The sequence below is a fragment of the Mesorhizobium sp. NPDC059054 genome (assembly GCF_042739215.1).
In the GTDB taxonomy this organism is placed as follows: domain Bacteria; phylum Pseudomonadota; class Alphaproteobacteria; order Rhizobiales; family Rhizobiaceae; genus Mesorhizobium.
The window spans coordinates 509,289-526,713 of the sequence record NZ_JBHYHV010000005.1 but is presented as its reverse complement, the minus strand read 5'-3'; the positions used below and the strand labels follow the sequence as shown (position 1 = coordinate 526,713).

Genomic DNA, 17,425 nt, shown 5'->3' with positions numbered 1-17,425 from the left:
CGACAATACAGGAGCGATCACACCCCGCCTCGACCCGGCGAAGCTGCTATGAAGGGTCTCCCCATGATTCTCCATGCCGTAGCAAATGAACACCGCCGCCCTCGAAATCCTCAAGACCGTTTATGGCTATGATGCCTTCAGGGGGCCGCAGGCGGACATCGTCGAACATGTCGTTGCCGGCAACAACGCCTTCGTGCTGATGCCGACGGGCGGCGGCAAGTCGCTCTGCTACCAGATCCCCGCCATCGTTCGTCCCGGCATGGGTCTCGTCGTTTCGCCGCTGCTGGCGCTGATGGCCGACCAGGTGACGGCGCTGCGCCAGGCAGGCGTGCGGGCGGCAGCGCTCAACTCCGACCTTGCGCTGGACGACCGCCGCGCCCTGTGGCGCGATATCCGCGCCGGCGCGCTCGACCTGCTCTATGTCGCGCCCGAAACCTTGGCTCGGCCGGACGTGCTGGAGCTTTTGGAAGGCGTGAAGCTGTCGCTGATCGCCATCGACGAGGCGCACTGCCTGTCGCAATGGGGGCACGATTTCCGTCCTTCCTATCGCCAGCTCGACGCGGTCGTGGCGCGTTTTGGCAAGGTACCGCGCATGGCGCTGACGGCCACCGCCGACGAGCCGACGCGCGCCGAGATCCTGTCGCATCTCGATATCGCCGAGACCGACGCCTTCATCGCCGGCTTCGACCGTCCCAACATCCGCTACGCCATCGAGGAAAAGGACAATCCGCGCGCGCAGCTCAAGGAATTCCTCAAGCGTTACGAGGGCGAGAGCGGCATCGTCTACTGCCTGTCGAAACGCCGGACCGAGGAAATCGCCGCCTGGCTGCAGGGCCTCGGCTACGATGCGCTCGCTTATCATGCCGGCATGGACAAGGCGGCGCGCGAAGCCAACCAGATGCGCTTCCAGCATGGCGAGGCGGTCATCATGGTCGCCACCGTCGCCTTCGGCATGGGCATCGACAAGCCGGACGTACGCTTCGTCGCCCATGTCGACCTGCCGGGCAGCATCGAGGCCTACTACCAGGAGACCGGCCGCGCCGGCCGCGACGGCCTGCCGTCCGATACGCTGATGCTCTACGGTCATGAGGATATCGCGCTGCGCAGCCGCTTCATTGAGGAGTCGGAGGCGCCCGACCAGCGCAAGCGCATGGAGCGGCAGAAACTCGATGCGCTGCTGGGCCTTGCCGAGACGGCGCGCTGCCGCCGGCAGGTGCTGCTGTCCTATTTCGGCGACCATTGCGAACCGTGCGGCAATTGCGACACCTGCGCGGAGCCGCCGAAACTGTTCGATGGGGCGATTGCCGCGCAGAAGGTGCTGTCCTGCATCTACCGCACCGGCGAGCGGTTCGGACAGGCCTATGTCGTCGACGTGCTGCTGGGCGCGGACAACGAGCGCATCGCCCAGTTCGGCCATGACAAGATCTCCACCTTCGGCATCGGGAAAGAGCACGACAACCGCACATGGCGGGCGATCCTGCGCCAGCTGATCGCGCTGCGCTTCATCGCAGTCGACCTCGCCGGCCATGGCGGCCTGTCGATCGCGCCGACCGGCCGCGACTTCCTGCGCGAGAAGCCGGCGCTGATGCTGCGCATGCCGGCGCCGCCGCGCGCCAGGCGCGGCAAGGTGGCCCGCAGCAACGCGCAGTCCGCTATCCCTGATCAGGACAACGACCTGTTCCAGGCCTTGCGCCGCAAGCGTACGGAAATCGCCCGCGCACAGAACGTGCCACCCTATGTGATCTTCCACGACAAGACCCTGATCGAGCTGGCGGCCGCGCGCCCCGCCTCGCGCACTGAGATGGCTGGCGTGCCCGGTGTCGGCGAAGCCAAGCTCGACCGGTATGGGCCTGCGTTCCTTTCGGTGATCGCCGAGCACGGGTGAGGGAGAGGCAACCCCGACGGTCGGCACCTCCCTTCACCTGCCTGCCGGCATTTGGAGAACGTCGCCGTAAAACCTATCTTCGCCATGCGTCATTGCGGAGGACAAATTCATGCGAGCAATGCAGGTCCTTGGTGCCGTCGTCTGGCTGTTTCTCGCCGGCGTGGCATCGTCTCAGGCAAATCCGGCATTTGCGCCGATCGAAATCCGCCTCGTCGTGCAAAAGCCGGCGCATGGAACGGCAATTGCCGTCCTGGGCGGTGAACGAACGGTCGAGGTTGAATCCCAAACGCTCCTGGGTCCGTCCGATTTTGTGGCTGTCGGCGACGTGGAATGGGTCGAAGGCAAGCCGGGTTTCAACGTTCGGCTCACCCCGGAAGGCATGAAGAAGTGCGAGCAGGTTACCACCGACAACGTCGGCCGAACGCTCGCGATCATCGTGGACGGCAAGATAGTCATGACGCCGAAGATTCTTGACCCGGTGCGGTCGGAAGGGTTCCTCCTCACTGTGAACACCGAATCCGAGGCTCGGGAACTCGCCGCGAAGGTCCGCGAGGTCGTTGCTCCCAAGTAGCTGCTGGCGTGCCTGCGGCCACGTATCGTGCCTTATGGGATGAAATCCTCGAGGAGGCGCGAGATCGTGCTTCGCCCCAGCGCGCTCATGGTTGGATTGGTGAGCCGATAGTACCAGACAAGGCCCATCGCCTGCTGGAGCGCCCAGGCGGCGCTTCGCCTCCGTTCCAACTCACTGGCCTGCATAGTGTCGAAAAAGACGGCCCGGCGGTCGCGGTCGAGCAGATGCCACGCAACGACGAGATCGAGCGAAGGATCGGCTGGACCGAAACCGCCACCGTCGAGCACACCGATCAGGTTTTCCCTCCGCACCAGGAGATTCGTCGGGATGAGATCCTTATGGCTCATTGCCTCGCTCTCCGTGGAAGGCAGTTCGCGCAACACAGCCCACATGTGCCGCAGACGTGCCACATCGAGGAGGCCCTCGCTGTTGGAGAAGCATACCGCCATCCAATCGTCATGATCGGGGAGGTGTCCGCCTCGCCCTTGCCCGTCGAAGCGCCGCCCCCTGACATCCGCCGCGCGAAGCGAGGTCACGAGGCTCGCGAGATCGAGGGAGAAGGCCGGCGAGCCGCTCAACCCGTTCGGCGTTGCCGTTTTCCCTTCTATCCAGCTCTGCACGAGCCAGGGCATCGGATATGTCAGGCCGGGCTTGCCTATCCCGACTGGTTGGGGGCTTGGGAATGGGCAGCACGCCCTCAATTCGTTCATGGCAGCGGCTTCCGCCCGCAGCAGGTTGCCGCACGCGGTTGGATCCATCAATCGCAGGGGGAAGCGTGCCGCGTATCTCGAACCGATGCGAAAAATTGCGTTGACGGTTCCTGCGGTTGCCACCGCTACGATTGTCTCGCCTTCAAACTGAGGAAACTGATCACGGATCAAGTCCCGCGCCAGCTCTGTTTCGATGTGCACCTGGTCGCTATGCATCCGTCGCCACTCTCATTGAGGTCCGTCTCCCGCGCTCGCGGCGACGACGCTATCGGATCTTGATTTTTGGGGTTAGATCCTTCTCGTCATGAGCGGAAGGCCGGTATCTCCATAGTCACGACAAGCCCGGCCTCGGCAGGCGTCGCCCATATGCGCCCACCATGCAGCTCAAGCGAATGCTTGGCGATGGCAAGGCCGAGACCGTGGCCGCCGATGGATGGATGGTCTCCAACGCGCGCGAATGGGGTGAATATCTCTGCGAGATGTTCGGGCGCAACGCCCGGGCCGCAGTCACTGACGGTTACTCTCAGAAACTGGTCCCGCTCGAGCGATGCATGCACGGAGACGGTGGTGCCTGCGGCCGTATAGTTCAACGCGTTGCGTATGACATTCTCGAACGCCCGAAAGAGCAGCTCTCCGTCGACCTCGGCAACGAATGTCTTCTGTCCACTGAGCCGAACGTCGACATTCCTCTTTTGCCCTTCGAACGATGCGTCTTCGGCAATGATTTTGAGTACGCCGATCACGTCCATCTGTTGGCGTTCGGCCGACGCAAGCGATCCTGATCCCAGACGCGCCAAGGTGAGGATCTGCTCGACCAAGGTGTTGAGTCGCTCAATCTCGCGATCCATCCGGGCAAGCATCGTGCCGGCCTTCGCAGGCTTTTGCCGCAGCACACCCAACTCGACCTGGAGGCGGGAAAGCGGGGATCGCAGTTCGTGCGAAATGTCTTGATAGAGCCTCTGCCGGTTCGCGTGCAGCGTCTGCAGTTTTTCCGCGGTGACATCGAAATCACGCGCGAGGTCGGAAACTTCATCCCGGTGTCTTTTGAGCTTCTCCCCAATCCGCGTCGCGAAGTCTCCGCTCGCCAACCTGTGAAGGCCGTCCTTGAGCATGACAATGGGGCCGGTGAGGTATTTCGCAAGCCAGAATGAGGCAAGCAAACTGGCCAGCACACAGCCGAGCAGCGGGAAGAAAAAAATCGACTTGAAGAGCTGGTACGCGCTGTCCTGGCGCGTGACCGCGATCTTGAAACACCGGTCGCCGGTGGCAATGATGCGGCTGTCGAAACCGGCATGCTGCTCTTCTGTCGGGCAGCGCCGGGACGTGGCGTCCACGGCAATTTCATCGATCTCCGGACGCAAGGAGGAGACCGAGACCAGCGCTGCAGCCACCTTCCTGGCGGTATCGATGTGGTCTGTCGTGATCAGGTTTTCGATCAGATCGAGCGTAAGGGGCGGCGAGTTCCGGGAATTGTTCTCCGCCGGAAGCTGGGATTCGGCGAATTTTGCGAGGGGAACTATGGTGCCGATCATCCCGGCCATCGATAGCCAGATCGTCAGAAACAGTCTTCGGAACAGACGGTTCATGAAGACGTCTGAATGAGCTGGTATCCTTGTCTTCGCACCGTCCTGATCCATGGCTGTCCGTCGTCGCGCAAGCCCAGTTTTTGCCTGATGCTGCTTATGTGGACATCTATCCGTCGATCGAAAGAAGCGAGTGCTGTGCCAAAGACCTGCCTGGACAGATCATTCTTCGTGACGATCTGTCCTGCCTCGCGGATCAAGACTTCCAGCAGGCTGAATTCGGTTCCGGTGAGCTCCAGCCGACGGCCCTCGCATGTCGCCGTTCTCGATCCCGGGTAGACTTCCAGCGCATCTGCCCGAAGCACACGCGGCGCCGCACTGCCGGAAGGCCCCCCAATTCGGCGAAGAATGGCGCGCAGCCGCGCGACAATCTCGTCTGGAGAACAGGGTTTGGGGACATAGTCATCGGCCCCGAGATTAAGCCCGGTGATCCGGTCGATATGTTCTCCCCGCGCGGACAACATCAGCACCGGAATCTCGCTGGAGACACGGATCTTCCGCAGCACGTCAATTCCATTGATGCGGGGCATCATGACGTCGAGAACGACGATATCGTGATGGCCTGATATGGCTTCCTGAAGGCCAAGCCGCGGATCGTTCGCCGCTCGGCAAACGAAACCTTCCTCGCCCAGATATTCGATGAGGAGCGAAGTCAGCTCCTCGTCGTCATCGATCAACAATACCTTTGCCATCGGTCAGATCGCTCATGATCCTCGAAACCCCATTGCCATGGACCGGGCAGATGAGCCGAGCGGTTTTACATAACTTTACATTGGCTTGACAGCACTTAACGCCCAGGCCGGTAAGGCTAGGCCCTCCATGTAGGGCATTGGCGATGCAGGCTCCCGGCTATCGTACCATTCGATCTGCGCACGACACATCGGCAGAGCCGCCGGTCCCCTCATGCCCTGACGTCGACAGGCTCCAGCACCGTGACGGGCATCTGGAGAACCGGCCGCGGTCACCGCACACACGGCCCTCCCTTCAGAAAGCTTTGCCTGACGCCGCTGCGGTACGAACAAATCGGTACCCATTCCCGGTTTCATTGGACCAATTCCACAGCCGGCGGCGTCAGATGATTTTCTTGCTCATCCTTCCGGCGGCCGGGGCCTTGTTCTTCATCAGCGCCCGCAACAGCGAACCCACTGCGAGCCTTGTCGAGGCCATCGGGATCGGCCTGATCGCCGCGGCCATCCTTGGCCGCCTGTGGTCCACGCTCTACATCGGTGGCCGCAAGACCCGTGAACTGGTCGAGACCGGGCCGTATTCCATCACACGCAATCCTCTCTACGTCTTCTCGGCAATGGGCGCCGCAGGTGCTGGAGCGCAAACGGGAAGCGTCATGGTTGCCGTGGCATTCGCCGTGTGCACCTGGCTGATCTTCCATTTCGTTGTTCGAGCCGAGGAAGTACGCCTTCACCAGGCCTTTGGCGCGTCTTACGAAAACTACTGTTCGCGCGTGCCCCGCTTTCTGCCTCGCTTCTCCGCATTCGCCGATGTGGATTGCGTGATGGCCAATCCCAAGCGGCTCTACGCGGTCTTTTTCGACGGCCTTCTCTTCTTCAGCGCCGTGCCGGTATCCGAGCTTATCGAGTGGCTTCAGGCGCGCGGTTCGGTCCCCGCCCTGTTTCGGCTTTTCTGACCGGAGTTGAAGTCACCGGCCGGCCGGAACGGCGCGCAAGACATGGCGCTCCTCGACCTGATGGCTTCTCGCTCAATCCGTTCCAATGGACACTGTCGATGCTTATGAAAGCCCTGCCTTTCTGGCCGAAACTGCTACAGGCGGTGATTGGCCTCTTGCCCGTCCTTTGCCTTGCCGGTTGTGCAAACATTCCGCTGCAGCAAGGAACATCGCTGACGTCCTACCAAGGTCTCGCCGCCCACAAGGGGCTGTTGACCAAAGCGGCGATGAAGGCCGACCGCGATACCCTCCTCGAAGCGCGCACCGTACGGATCGTCCCGACGGAGTTCTCTCCGGCAGCAGCGAGCATGATCAAGGAACCGAAAGACCTTCGCCTTGTCGCCAATGCGATCGATCGGTCCTTATGCGTATCCCTCAGCGATCGTCTGGAAGTCGTGGGTGATGCTGAAAACGCCGATTTGACCGTGCATGCCAACATCACGGCTCTTGTGCCGACAGATGTCGTCGCCTCCGGTGTGGCAGTGGCCACATCATTTGGCAGTTCGATGGTCCTGCCTGTTTCCTTGCCGCGGATACCCCTGGGTCTGGGAGGAATCGCAGTTGAAGCCGAGGCGCTCGGAACCGATGGAACACAGAAGGCCGCCATGCTCTGGGCGAGGGGAGCCAATTCGATCACGGAGAAGCCCCGGATGTCGCAGGTCGGGGACGCATACAGCCTGGCATCCAAATTCGGTGACGACTTTGCGAAGCTGGTCGTCAACGGAAAATCGCCCTTCGGCCGGTGGCCTGAGGTCCCGTCCGGCCAAAAGATATGGTCGACTCTGGGCGGGAAAGCCAAATACGCCGCGTGTCGGACATTCGGTCGCGCGCCGGGGGTAGCGGGTCTGGTTACGGGCAAATTCGGTTTGCCTCCTGGATGGTCCGACAGGGGGGCCATTTCACAGAGGTAGCAGATGGCGTGACTGGCGGTCCTCGGGAGGCTTTGCCTGCATCTGCAACGGCCAAGCCCACTCGCGTCTACGGTCGATTGCCATGCGCTCGGGGCGTGCGTGCAAGCGATCGATGCCAGGTGCCGAGGCGACCTCCCAGCCAGACGCAAGGGATCGCCTCCACTGGAATCGAGATCGCGTACCAGGCAGGCCCAAGCTCGGCTCCGCCATCGCCATAGTAGGCGATCAGGCTCGCCAGACCCGCCGCAAGACCGATGCCTGCCAGGAGCCAGGCATGGCGCATCGGCCGGTCGGGCGCGAGACGAGCGGTGATGTAGCCGCCAGCGACCGTGAAAGCTGCGCGGTAAGCCGCGGCCAAAGCGAAAAGAGGATCGGCCATCACTTGTGGCACAGGTGGGAAAACGCCGGTCGCGTGCATCGCCAGGTCCGTCGCAATGGAGGCAGCCGCCGTAGCGAGGAAGCCGGTGGCCACCGCGATGGCGCTTGCGATCCACGGCCTCATGACGACCGCGGTCCCTTGCCTTGCGCGGCAAGCAAAGCGTCCAGTTTTCGCAGCTGGCTCTCATGCCCGGCACGCTTGCGCTCGGTCCAGATATCGTCGTGCATGGCGTCGAACGTGACGGTCAGTTTCACACCGTCGGTCGTCGCTTCCAACTCGACGACGGTGGCTGTTTCGTAGGGAGCCACATTCGGTACGAAATCGGTCAAAGTGTTATAGGCCAGGCGGTTTGGCGGTGAGATCTCGGTGTAGGTGACCTTGCATTCGCTCGTCAGCGGCATGCCGGCCTGTTTCATGAACGCCACCTGCTCGGGCGCCACGGCGGTCATCAGATAGACCAGCGCCCCACCTGGACGCAGGTCGAGCGACACGACTTTCACTTCGAACCCTTCCGGTCCCCACCACGATTCGATGCCGGATTTCGTGGTCCAAAGCGCCCACGCCGCTTCGATCGAAGCGGCATAGCTGCGCCGAACCGAGAACTGAGCCCTCGCACCAGATGCTGTGTTCATCACGATTTCTCCCGGGGACGAGCCGATGCTCGATTTTGTTCGAGTGCCGCGCCAAATCGGTCGAGACGGGCCTCCCAATGGCGGCGATATCCTTCAACCCATGCTTCGAGCTGATCGAAGGCTTCCTTGCGCAGGGAATAGAGGCGCCTCTGACCGTCGGGGCGCATTTGCACGATCCCAGCCTCTGAAAGGATGCGCAGGTGCCGCGAGACACCGGACTGCTGGATGTCCACGCGTTCGACAATGTCGCCGACCGCGCATTCTCCCGATTTCATGGCCTCGGCAATGCGAAAGCGGACTGGATCCGCGAGCGCCTGCAGGATAGTTAAATTTGTTTCCATGTATATACACTGACATGTATATATTGCGGCGTCAATCGCGAACGAGGCTTTCGTGACGAACTGCTTGTGAAGTCCAGGTGCGTTTGCCCTGAGAGCGCAAGGCAGGCGCCCTTTGTTTTTCCTGCAGGGGGAAGGGGCACGCCGGCTTCGGTCTCTCGATAGCCACAGGCTGGCGGTGAAGAGGGTCTACAAGGCGGGTTTGTTCATCGCGCTCACGCGGGATCTCCACCGACATCGGCATCCCGATAGATATTGCCGCGCCGCCGCACGGCATCGAGCAGCGAAAGGTCGCCCTGTGGGAGATCGAACCCTTTCGGAAAGGGCGCCTGCGGCTCCATGCCGATGGATCTCATCACCGCGCCGTTGCGATAGTAGGCGCGGGACGTCAGAGCCTCCACGACGCCGAAGAACCCAGGCCGCTCCTCGCGAAGACGAGTCAGAAGCGCGCAACGCTCGGCGGGCGCGAGATCGGCAAGCCGGCCGCCGGCTTCACGATCGACGGTGGCAAGGATATTGCGAAGCGCATCGCCGTCCCGTCGAATGGAAGCGAGAAGATCGTCGAAGATCGCCGGATCGTCCGCACCGGGAATGCCGTATTTGGCACTGGCGGGGATCATGCAGCCCACGATGGCACGCAGGCAATCCTGCTCGGGCTGAGACAAGGCGACGACCGGATGATTGTCCTGATGTTTTGTCATGGCGGGTTTCAATCGAAGAGTTCATGCAGGCGCGACTTGATCTGGTCGCTGATGTACAGGGAAACCGCCTGGATCGTGGATGTCGGGTTCACGCCGCCCGACGTCACGAAAACACTGCCGTCGACGATAAACAGGTTTTTCACGTCATGACTGCGGCCCCATTCGCTCACCACAGAGCGCTTCGGGTCTTTGCCCATCCTGGCGGTGCCGAGCAGGTGCCAGCCGGCATGGGATAGCGGCGCGTGGGTGACGATGTCGGTGGCGCCCGCCGCAAGCAGAATTTCCCTGGCGCGCGCGATGGAATGATCCAGCATCTTTTGCGTGTTCTCGCCGATCCGGTAGGTGATCCTGGGCGCGGCAATGCCGTTGCTGTCCCTCAGATCGGGATCGAGGGTGACGGTGTTGCTTTCTTCAGGCAGGTCTTCGCAGATCGAGACCATGCCGGCCTGATGGTCGAAAAAATGCCGGAACGCGTCGTGGTGATTCTCACCCCAGGGGATCAGCTTGTCCGCCATACCGTTGATCGCTGTCGTCGCTGGTCCGAAACCGCGTGTGAATTGATAACAGTAGCCGCGCGCATAGCCCCGCTCCGGATCTGTCTCGTAGAACTCCATGCTCCACATGAAGCCGCGTGCGCCGCGGAAACCATCCTGCGGCGTGTCGAGCCGACCGCGTGCCATCGCGTAGGGATGGAGCATCAGGTTCCTGCCGACCAGGCCGCTGGAATTGGCAAGGCCGTTGGGAAACCGCTCGGAGGCCGAATTCAGCAGCAGGCGTGGTGTGCCGATGCCGTTGCAGGCGATGATGACGATTTCGGCCGGCTGGAACACCTCTTCGCCATTGGCGTCGAAATACCAGGCACCGGTCGCCATCCGATCTTCATTCGTTTCGATCCGGCTTACCCGGCAGCGCGTCCGCACCTCGATACGGTTGCGCAGCGCCTCCTGCCAATAGGTCACGTCGGTGGCGGCCTTAGCGCCCTGCGCGCAGCCATGGCCGCAATGTCCGATGTTGATGCACGGCGCGCGGCCTTCATAGGCGCGCGAGTTGATAGCCGTGTCGGCCGGCCACCAGTGCCAGCCAAGCTGGTTCATGGCGTGCCCGAACATCTCGCCGGTCCGGCCAAGCGGTATCGGCGGCATCGGCGGCTCTTTTTTCGGATAGGCGGGGTCGCCGGCAAGTCCCGACACCCCCATCATCCTGTCGTTGATCTCGAAGAACGGTTCGAGCGTGCGGTAGTCGATCGGCCAGTCATCGGCCACGCCGTCCAGGGAACGCACTCGGAAGTCGGACGGATGCATGCGTGGGAAATGGCCGGCATAGAACACCGTGCCGCCGCCGACGCCATTGAAATTCGCGATCTTGATCGGAGAACCGTCGTCGTTGATCGGGTAGTCCGCAAGGCCGTCGCGACGATTGGGGCTGAGCGCATAGTCTTCGGACTGACGCGTTTCCCAGTCACGCCCATTCGACGGAAAATCCTGGGATTGCGGCCAGTCGCCCTGCTCGAGGCAGACGATGCGCATCCGCGTCTCGGCGAGGTTCCAGGCGACGGCGGCGCCGGAAGCACCGCCGCCGATGATCAGAACGTCAACCGGCTCGTTCATTGGAGAAGTCCCTGCTGGAATTGCTCTAGATCGCGAGGCTCGGTGCCTGGGTGCGATGGAACAGCCCGACCTTTTCCAGGGGAGGATATTTGTCCAAAGCGGCTTCAACCGGCTCGGTGCCCCAGCCCGGACGGTCCGGAAGGATCAGATGGCCGTCCTTGATCTCAGGCGCGTGGCTGAAGACCTCGCTGTCCCAGGCGATGCGGTCGATATCCGTCTCCATGATGCGAAGGTTCGGCACCACGGCGCTGAAATGCGCATTCATCATCGTGCTCAGGTGCCCGTAGAAATTGTGCGGAGCGACATTGACGTCGTAAGCCTCGGCCGCCGCGGCGATCTTCACCGATTGCCACACGCCGTTCCATGGCGCGTCGATGATGGCGACGTCGACGGAGCGGTTCTCGAAATAGGGCAGGAACTGCTGCAGGCCGATCAGGGTCTCGCAAGACGAGATCGGATGCGGGCTGTGCGCACGGATATAGGCGAGCGCCTTGGGGTCCAGAAGGTCGAGCTCGACCCAGAACAGGTCGAGGTCGCTCGTCTCGCGCAGGATCTTGAGATAGCCCTCGGTGCGCGCGTTGAAATTCAGGTCGAGCAGGATGTCGATGTCGGGACCCGCGGCCTCGCGCATGATCTCCAGATGGCGGCGCAGGTTCTTCAAGGTACTGCGTTCGACATTCATGCTCGGATCGTGAGGCCGGCCAAAGCCTGGCGACCAGGGCTCGATGCTGTCGTTCCCGTCATATTCGAAGATGTTCGTCTTGAGCGCCGTGAATCCTCCCGCGCCGACGTCGCGCGCGATCTGGCGCACGCCCTCGGAATCCTTGATCACTGGCGAGAAATGCGGAGCACGCATGCGGTAGCTGACGCAGTGGGACCAGTAGACTCTGATCTTGTCGCGCACCTTGCCGCCGAGCAGGACGTGGCAGGGCACGTCCATCACCTTGGCCTTGACGTCGAGCAGGGCGTTCTCGATGGCGCCGAGAGCTTGGCCGACCACGCCGCCGAGAGCGGGGCGCACCACATTGCGCAGGTCTTCGCGGATATGCTCGTGCAGCATCGCGCTCTGGCCGATCAGGCGATGGCTGATCTGATTGATCACGGCCGCGACGCCCGGCGATCCGAAATTCTCGTCAAACTCACTCCAGCCGACCACGCCACCTTCGGTCGTTATCTTGAGGAAATGGTAGTTCCGAAAGGAGTTGCTGCACGACAGCGTTCTCACTTCGGTGATGGTAGCTTTATTTTTCATGGTCATTCCTGGTCTATCCAACTGCAGGCACCGGCTTTCACGCCTGAACCCGACTCCACCCGGAGATCGACTTGACCTCCAGATACTCCTCGATGCCCCATCGCCCGCCCTCGCGCGAATGGCCGGATGCCTTGACGCCGCCGAACGGCGCGCCCGCGCCGCGCGGCTGGCCGTTCATCTCGACCATGCCGGAGCGCAGCCGTCGGGCGACGTGCATGCGGCGCTCGTCATTCTGGCTCTGGACATAATTGGTGAGGCCGTAGGGGGTGTCGTTGGCGATCTCGATCGCCTGCTCCTCGCTGTCGAAAGGAATGATCGACAGGACCGGGCCGAAGATCTCCTCGCGCGCAATGGTCATGCTGTTCGACACGTCGGCGAATACGGTGGGCTTGACGAAATAGCCGCGATTAAGATCGGCGGGACGTCCCGGTCCGCCGGCCACAAGCCGGGCCCCTCCGGCGACACCGCTTTCGATGAGGCTCTGGATCCTGTCGAACTGTCGTGCCGATATGACTGGCCCGATCTGCGCCCCGTGCTGATCGGACGGACCCACCGGTACGGACTTCGCGATGCTGGCGGCAATCTCCACCGAGCGATCGTAGACGGAGCGCTCGACAAGCATGCGCGACGGCGCATTGCAGTTCTGGCCGCTGTTGACGAAGCACTGGCGGACGCCGCGCTCGACCGCTTTCTCGTCGGCGTCGGCGAAAATCAAGTTGGCGCCCTTTCCGCCAAGCTCGAGCCCGACACGTTTCAAGGTGTCGGCGGACGCCTTGGAGATCGCGATGCCGGCTCGGGTCGAGCCGGTGAAACTCACCATGTCGACGTCGGGATGCGTGGAAAGCCGCTGCCCGACGCCCAAACCATCGCCGTGGATCAGGTTGAATACGCCGGACGGAACGCCTGCCGCCTCGATGATCTCGGCAAACAGGGTTGCCGACAAAGGCGCCATTTCGGATGGCTTGAGCACCATCGTGCATCCGGCGAGCAGCGCGGCCACGACCTTGAGGGCGATCTGATGGATCGGCCAGTTCCAGGGCGTTATCAGCGCAGCCACCCCGACAGGCTCCAGCACAATCCGGTCGTTCGGCGCATGCGGGCCGAGCGGCCTGATGAACTCGAAATCCTTCATGGCGGCGAGATAGTTCGTCATGTGCCGCTGGCCGAGCGTGGCCTGCGCCTGGCGCGCCAGATCGATCGGAGCGCCCATCTCGCGGGAAATTGCCTGCGCCATCTCCTCGATGCGGCTGAGATAGATTTCGAGCATCCGTTCGACACAGGCGGTCCGCAACCGGACGTCGGCCAGGGACCAGGCCGGCAAGGCGCGCCTTGCCGCCGCGACTGCTGCGTCGACGTCCGCGTCGCCGCCGAGCGCGACCGTGCCGTAGCTCTCTTCCGTGTTGGGGTCGATAAGCGAAAGCCGGGTATCACCCAGGGCGTCCACCCAGCGGCCATCGATGAAATACTTGCTCACGTCCATCCTGGTGCCTTTCCCTCGTCCGGCCGTATCAAGCGTCGAGACGCTTGCCTGTGCCGGCATCGAACACGTGCATGTCGGCGGCGGGCACGGTCAGGCGGATGGTCTCGCCCGGCTTGGCGTCTGTCCGGCCCCGGACAAGCACGCGAACGGTATGATCGAAGAGACGCACCGTGATCTGGGTTTCGGAACCAGTTGGCTCCACGACGGAAACCGCAGCGGCCCAGCCTTCTTTGCCGGCTATGAAATGTTCGGGCCTCACGCCCACCGTCACGCGCCCGGCGGCGCCGACGGCACGGGGCAGCGTCAGGCGTTCTCCATTGTCGAGGACAAGTGTATCGCCGCCTTCGATCCTGCCTTCCAGGAAGTTCATCGGCGGTGAGCCGATGAACGCGGCGACGAAGAGGCTCTCCGGCCTGTCGTAGAGATGCAGCGGCGGACCCATCTGTTCGATGACGCCGCCATTCATCACCACCGCGTAATCGGCAAGTGTCATGGCCTCGATCTGGTCATGTGTGACGTAGACGGTCGTCACGCCGAGGCGCTGGTGCAGTTCCTTCAGTTCCGACCGCATCTGGACGCGCAGCTTGGCGTCCAGATTGGAAAGCGGTTCGTCGAACAGGAACACATTGGGCTTGCGAACGATGGCGCGTCCCATGGCGACGCGCTGGCGCTGGCCGCCCGACAAGGCGCGGGGCTTTCGCTCCAGCAACGTCTCCAGGCCGAGGATCCGGGCCGCATCCGAGACCCGCTTCTCGATTTCGGCCTTCGGCGTCCCGCGCTGACGCAGCGCGAACCCCATGTTGTCCCGCACGTTCATATGCGGATAGAGCGCGTAGTTCTGGAAGACCATGGCGATGTCACGATCTTTCGGCGCGACATCGTTGATGACGCGGCCGCCGATCGCGATTTCGCCGGCGGTGACGTCCTCGAGGCCGGCGATCATGCGCAGCAACGTCGACTTTCCGCAGCCCGAGGGACCGACGAGCGCGACAAACTTGCCACCGTCGATATGGACCGAAACGCCGCGCAGCACTTCCAGGTTGCCGTAGGACTTTCGGACCTCCTTGATTTCGACTGCACTCATTCAGTTCTCCCTGGGCATATGCGCGCTGGCATTCAGACCGCTGCCTGTTCCCGCGCCTGTCGCTCGTTCTCTTCGATCTCGCCGACGAGCGCGCGGTATCCCGCCTGCTCATGTTCGATGACAAGATTAGCTGCCTCGGCCATGTTGCCGGCCTGGATCGCATCCCGGATCGTGCGGTGTTCCACCAGCGACGCGGCCATCCGGTCCGGCAGGATGACGAACCCGAAGGTGACCGACGTCATCGCGGTCAGATTGGTGAGCAGGCGAAGGCACCATTGCGAATGCGGGGAACTGCAAAGAAGCGCATGAAAATCATGGTTCAGCTGCGTGTAGGCTGCAGCGTCATTCGCCTTGATGGCGGTGTCGGAGGCAGTGATGTTTTCATCGATCACTGCCAGCCGCGCGGCATCGAAGTCCGGCCATCCCAACTCGATGGCCAGCGCGCCGATGCGCCCGCGCAACGCGTAGATCTCGCGAAGCTGGTCCGTCCCGGCGCTGGCGACGATCGCCCCGACATGGGTCTCGATCTCGAGCCAACCCTCGGCGGCCAGACTGCGGATCGCCTCGCGGATCGGCGTCTCCGAGATGCCCAGCGCCTCGGACATCGCGCGGGTCGTGATCCGATCGCCCGGCTTCACCACCTTGGTGATGATCAGCTTCTGGATATGGCGCCGGGCCATGTCTGTTTTCGATAGAAATACCGGAGTATTCACGGCCATCACCCTTTCGTCGCTCCATCTGCGAGACCCTGGATAAGCCATTTCTGGACGATCAATGCAAAGACGATGACGGGGATGACAGTAATGGTGCCGACCGCTGTCAGCGCGCCCCAATTGGCCCCGTTGATGGTGTCGCCGGCTATGCCCTGGATGGCGACGGGAATTGTCGAAGCGTTGCGATTGGTCAGGACAAGGGCGAACAACAACTCCTCCCACGCCAGGATCATGCTGAAGATCATTGTCGAGAGCAGGCCTGGCAGCGAGATCGGCACGATGATCTTGAAGAACGCGCCGAAGCGGCTGCAGCCGTCCAGCATCGCCGACTCTTCCAGTTCTTTGGGCAGCGCGAGGAAAAAGCCGCGCATGAGCCACATCACGTAAGGGATCAGGAAGGTGCAATAGGCAAGGATCAGCGTAATGTGTTTGTCGGTCAGGCCGAGTTTGCGGGCGACGAGGAACATCGGCACCGCGAGCGCGATCGGCGGCACGCCCCGCGACAGGATGATCAGCAGGCCGATCGTGCCGGCGCCGCGAAGCTTGATGCGCGCGAGTGCATAACCGGCCATCCCGCCGGCGACGACCGACACGATGCCGGAACCGACGGCGACAATCACCGTATTGACCAGGCGTCGCCAGATATCGGGCCGTTGCAAATAGGTGATGTAGGATTCGAGCGTCGGAGTGAAGAACAGCGTCGGCGGCATCGTGAAGATATCGCGTTGCTCCTTGAACGATGTCAGAAACATCCACAGCAGGGGGAACAGGAAGATGAAGCAGAAAACGACGCCGGCGACGATGCGGATGTAGGGGCCGGGCCTGACACGGTGTCGGCGGGTGGCGAGGGTTGAGGTCGTGCTCAAAACCGTTCCTCCAGAAGCGTGCTGCCCCATAGGAAGACGCCGGTCAGCACCATCGTGATGACGAGGATGACGACGGCCATTGCCGCCGATTCCGCAAAATGCAGGGACCGGAAGGCCTCTTCATAGATGAAGAGGTTGACGACGTTGGTCGCGCCGCCGGGACCGCCATAGGTGGCGGCAAGCGCGATATCGAACATCTTGACCGCACCCAGCCAGCGCACGATGAACGTCGCGGCAATGATCGGCGCCAGCAAGGGCAGCGTGATCGACCAGAGCTTCGACCACCAGCCGGCGCCGTCGATCTCGGCCGCCTCGAACACGTCCTTGGGCAGGGAGAGCAGTGCGGCCGTGGCCGTCAGGACGACGAAGGGGGTCCAGCGCCAGGTGTCGATGATGACGAGCGCGGCCATTGCAAGCGTTGCGTCGCCGAACCAGTCGAGCGGCTCAAGGCCCAGCAGGCTCAGGAAATATGTGGTCATGCCCCAGAGAGGGTCGAGGATCATGCGCCACAGGCCGCCGGCGACGACCGGGGCGACGACCATCGGGATCAGGAACAGCGCCCGCACGACGCTGCGGCCGCGCCACTCCGCATTGATCAGGAATGCGATCGAGAAGCCGAGGATGATCTGCGTGGGCAACGCAAACACGAGGTAGATCAGCGTGACTTGCATCGATTCCCAGAAACGATAGTCCGACAGCACGCGGCTGTAGTTTTCCCAGCCGACCCATTCGACCGCGCTGAAGCTTGCGAGATCGAAGCGCGAGAAGCTGATCTCTATCGTGTAGAAGATCGGGTATGCCAGAACGGCGCCGAGCAGAACGGCAGCCGGCACCATGAACGCCCAGCGCGACAGAAAGTCGGTGACCTTGCGCCCTGGGCGCGGGGACCGATGCATGGTTGCGGAAGGCTGACTGCTCAAAACTCTCTCCGGGGTTCCGTTCGACCCGTGTGGAATGTCAAGGTTCCCGACGGCTTGCTGGACGGGAACGAGCATTGCGGTTGCGGATGGCGGAGACCGCCACCCGCAAGCT

At 62.4% G+C, this 17,425-nt stretch carries 18 protein-coding genes; 4 read left to right on the top strand and 14 right to left on the bottom strand.

Annotation, left to right across the window (positions count from 1 at the left end; all coding sequences use genetic code 11):
- Window positions 1-85: 85 nt before the first annotated feature.
- Both recQ and ACFWXH_RS23400 read left to right on the top strand, forming a co-directional pair.
- A complete protein-coding gene (gene recQ / locus ACFWXH_RS23405; RefSeq protein ID WP_379123720.1) occupies window positions 86-1,885 on the top strand; it encodes a DNA helicase RecQ in 1,800 nt (599 codons plus the stop codon).
- A 109-nt stretch (window positions 1,886-1,994) separates the two neighbouring features.
- On the top strand, window positions 1,995-2,456 hold the full coding sequence (locus ACFWXH_RS23400; protein ID WP_379123719.1) for a hypothetical protein: 462 nt from the start codon (window positions 1,995-1,997) through the stop codon (window positions 2,454-2,456).
- 32 nt (window positions 2,457-2,488) lie between these two features.
- Here ACFWXH_RS23400 and ACFWXH_RS23395 read toward each other — a convergent pair whose 3' ends face one another.
- The 3 genes from ACFWXH_RS23395 to ACFWXH_RS23385 form a co-directional block, all read right to left on the bottom strand.
- Window positions 2,489-3,382: an aminoglycoside phosphotransferase family protein gene (locus ACFWXH_RS23395; protein WP_379123718.1), complete on the bottom strand. Its 894-nt coding sequence runs from the start codon at window positions 3,380-3,382 to the stop codon at window positions 2,489-2,491.
- Window positions 3,383-3,468: 86 nt separating this feature from the next.
- The gene (locus ACFWXH_RS23390) at window positions 3,469-4,752 is read right to left on the bottom strand and encodes an ATP-binding protein (RefSeq protein WP_379123717.1); all 1,284 of its coding nucleotides are present in this window, start codon (window positions 4,750-4,752) and stop codon (window positions 3,469-3,471) included.
- A complete protein-coding gene (locus ACFWXH_RS23385; RefSeq protein WP_379123716.1) occupies window positions 4,749-5,441 on the bottom strand; it encodes a response regulator in 693 nt (230 codons plus the stop codon). The genes ACFWXH_RS23390 and ACFWXH_RS23385 overlap by 4 nt, the downstream gene beginning before the upstream one ends.
- A gap of 383 nt (window positions 5,442-5,824) precedes the next feature.
- On the opposite strand from ACFWXH_RS23385, the gene ACFWXH_RS23380 reads away from it, so the two are divergent.
- Window positions 5,825-6,391 carry a methyltransferase family protein gene (locus ACFWXH_RS23380; protein ID WP_379123715.1) on the top strand — a complete coding sequence of 189 codons (567 nt, stop codon included), beginning with the start codon at window positions 5,825-5,827 and terminating at the stop codon, window positions 6,389-6,391.
- A gap of 98 nt (window positions 6,392-6,489) precedes the next feature.
- A complete protein-coding gene (locus ACFWXH_RS23375) occupies window positions 6,490-7,341 on the top strand; it encodes a DUF3313 domain-containing protein (protein ID WP_379123714.1) in 852 nt (283 codons plus the stop codon).
- A gap of 67 nt (window positions 7,342-7,408) precedes the next feature.
- Here the strand turns inward: ACFWXH_RS23375 and ACFWXH_RS23370 are convergent, their stop codons facing one another.
- The 11 genes from ACFWXH_RS23370 to ACFWXH_RS23320 all read right to left on the bottom strand — a co-directional run bounded on the left by ACFWXH_RS23370 (window position 7,409) and on the right by ACFWXH_RS23320 (window position 17,313).
- Entirely contained in the window at window positions 7,409-7,843 is a 435-nt protein-coding gene (locus tag ACFWXH_RS23370) for a hypothetical protein (RefSeq protein WP_379123713.1), read from the bottom strand.
- On the bottom strand, window positions 7,840-8,352 hold the full coding sequence (locus ACFWXH_RS23365) for an SRPBCC domain-containing protein (protein ID WP_379123712.1): 513 nt from the start codon (window positions 8,350-8,352) through the stop codon (window positions 7,840-7,842). The genes ACFWXH_RS23370 and ACFWXH_RS23365 overlap by 4 nt, the downstream gene beginning before the upstream one ends.
- Window positions 8,352-8,627, bottom strand: coding sequence for an ArsR/SmtB family transcription factor (locus tag ACFWXH_RS23360; protein WP_379123837.1), 276 nt, complete (start codon window positions 8,625-8,627; stop codon window positions 8,352-8,354). Before ACFWXH_RS23360 ends, ACFWXH_RS23365 begins: the two co-directional genes overlap by 1 nt.
- Window positions 8,628-8,905: 278 nt before the next feature.
- A complete protein-coding gene (locus tag ACFWXH_RS23355) occupies window positions 8,906-9,391 on the bottom strand; it encodes a hypothetical protein (RefSeq protein ID WP_379123711.1) in 486 nt (161 codons plus the stop codon).
- 8 nt (window positions 9,392-9,399) lie between these two features.
- The gene (locus ACFWXH_RS23350) at window positions 9,400-10,998 is read right to left on the bottom strand and encodes a GMC family oxidoreductase (RefSeq protein ID WP_379123710.1); all 1,599 of its coding nucleotides are present in this window, start codon (window positions 10,996-10,998) and stop codon (window positions 9,400-9,402) included.
- Window positions 10,999-11,023: 25 nt separating this feature from the next.
- Window positions 11,024-12,250 carry a mandelate racemase/muconate lactonizing enzyme family protein gene (locus ACFWXH_RS23345; RefSeq protein ID WP_379123708.1) on the bottom strand — a complete coding sequence of 409 codons (1,227 nt, stop codon included), beginning with the start codon at window positions 12,248-12,250 and terminating at the stop codon, window positions 11,024-11,026.
- Between the two features lie 37 nt (window positions 12,251-12,287).
- Window positions 12,288-13,730, bottom strand: coding sequence for an aldehyde dehydrogenase family protein (locus ACFWXH_RS23340; RefSeq protein WP_379123707.1), 1,443 nt, complete (start codon window positions 13,728-13,730; stop codon window positions 12,288-12,290).
- Window positions 13,731-13,758: 28 nt separating this feature from the next.
- A complete protein-coding gene (locus tag ACFWXH_RS23335; protein ID WP_379123706.1) occupies window positions 13,759-14,814 on the bottom strand; it encodes an ABC transporter ATP-binding protein in 1,056 nt (351 codons plus the stop codon).
- A gap of 32 nt (window positions 14,815-14,846) precedes the next feature.
- Complete coding sequence (locus tag ACFWXH_RS23330) at window positions 14,847-15,494, bottom strand: GntR family transcriptional regulator (RefSeq protein WP_379123705.1); 648 nt, start codon at window positions 15,492-15,494, stop codon at window positions 14,847-14,849.
- Window positions 15,495-15,532: 38 nt separating this feature from the next.
- Complete coding sequence (locus ACFWXH_RS23325) at window positions 15,533-16,393, bottom strand: carbohydrate ABC transporter permease (RefSeq protein ID WP_379123704.1); 861 nt, start codon at window positions 16,391-16,393, stop codon at window positions 15,533-15,535.
- Complete coding sequence (locus ACFWXH_RS23320; RefSeq protein ID WP_379123703.1) at window positions 16,390-17,313, bottom strand: carbohydrate ABC transporter permease; 924 nt, start codon at window positions 17,311-17,313, stop codon at window positions 16,390-16,392. The genes ACFWXH_RS23325 and ACFWXH_RS23320 overlap by 4 nt, the downstream gene beginning before the upstream one ends.
- Window positions 17,314-17,425 lie beyond the last annotated feature (112 nt).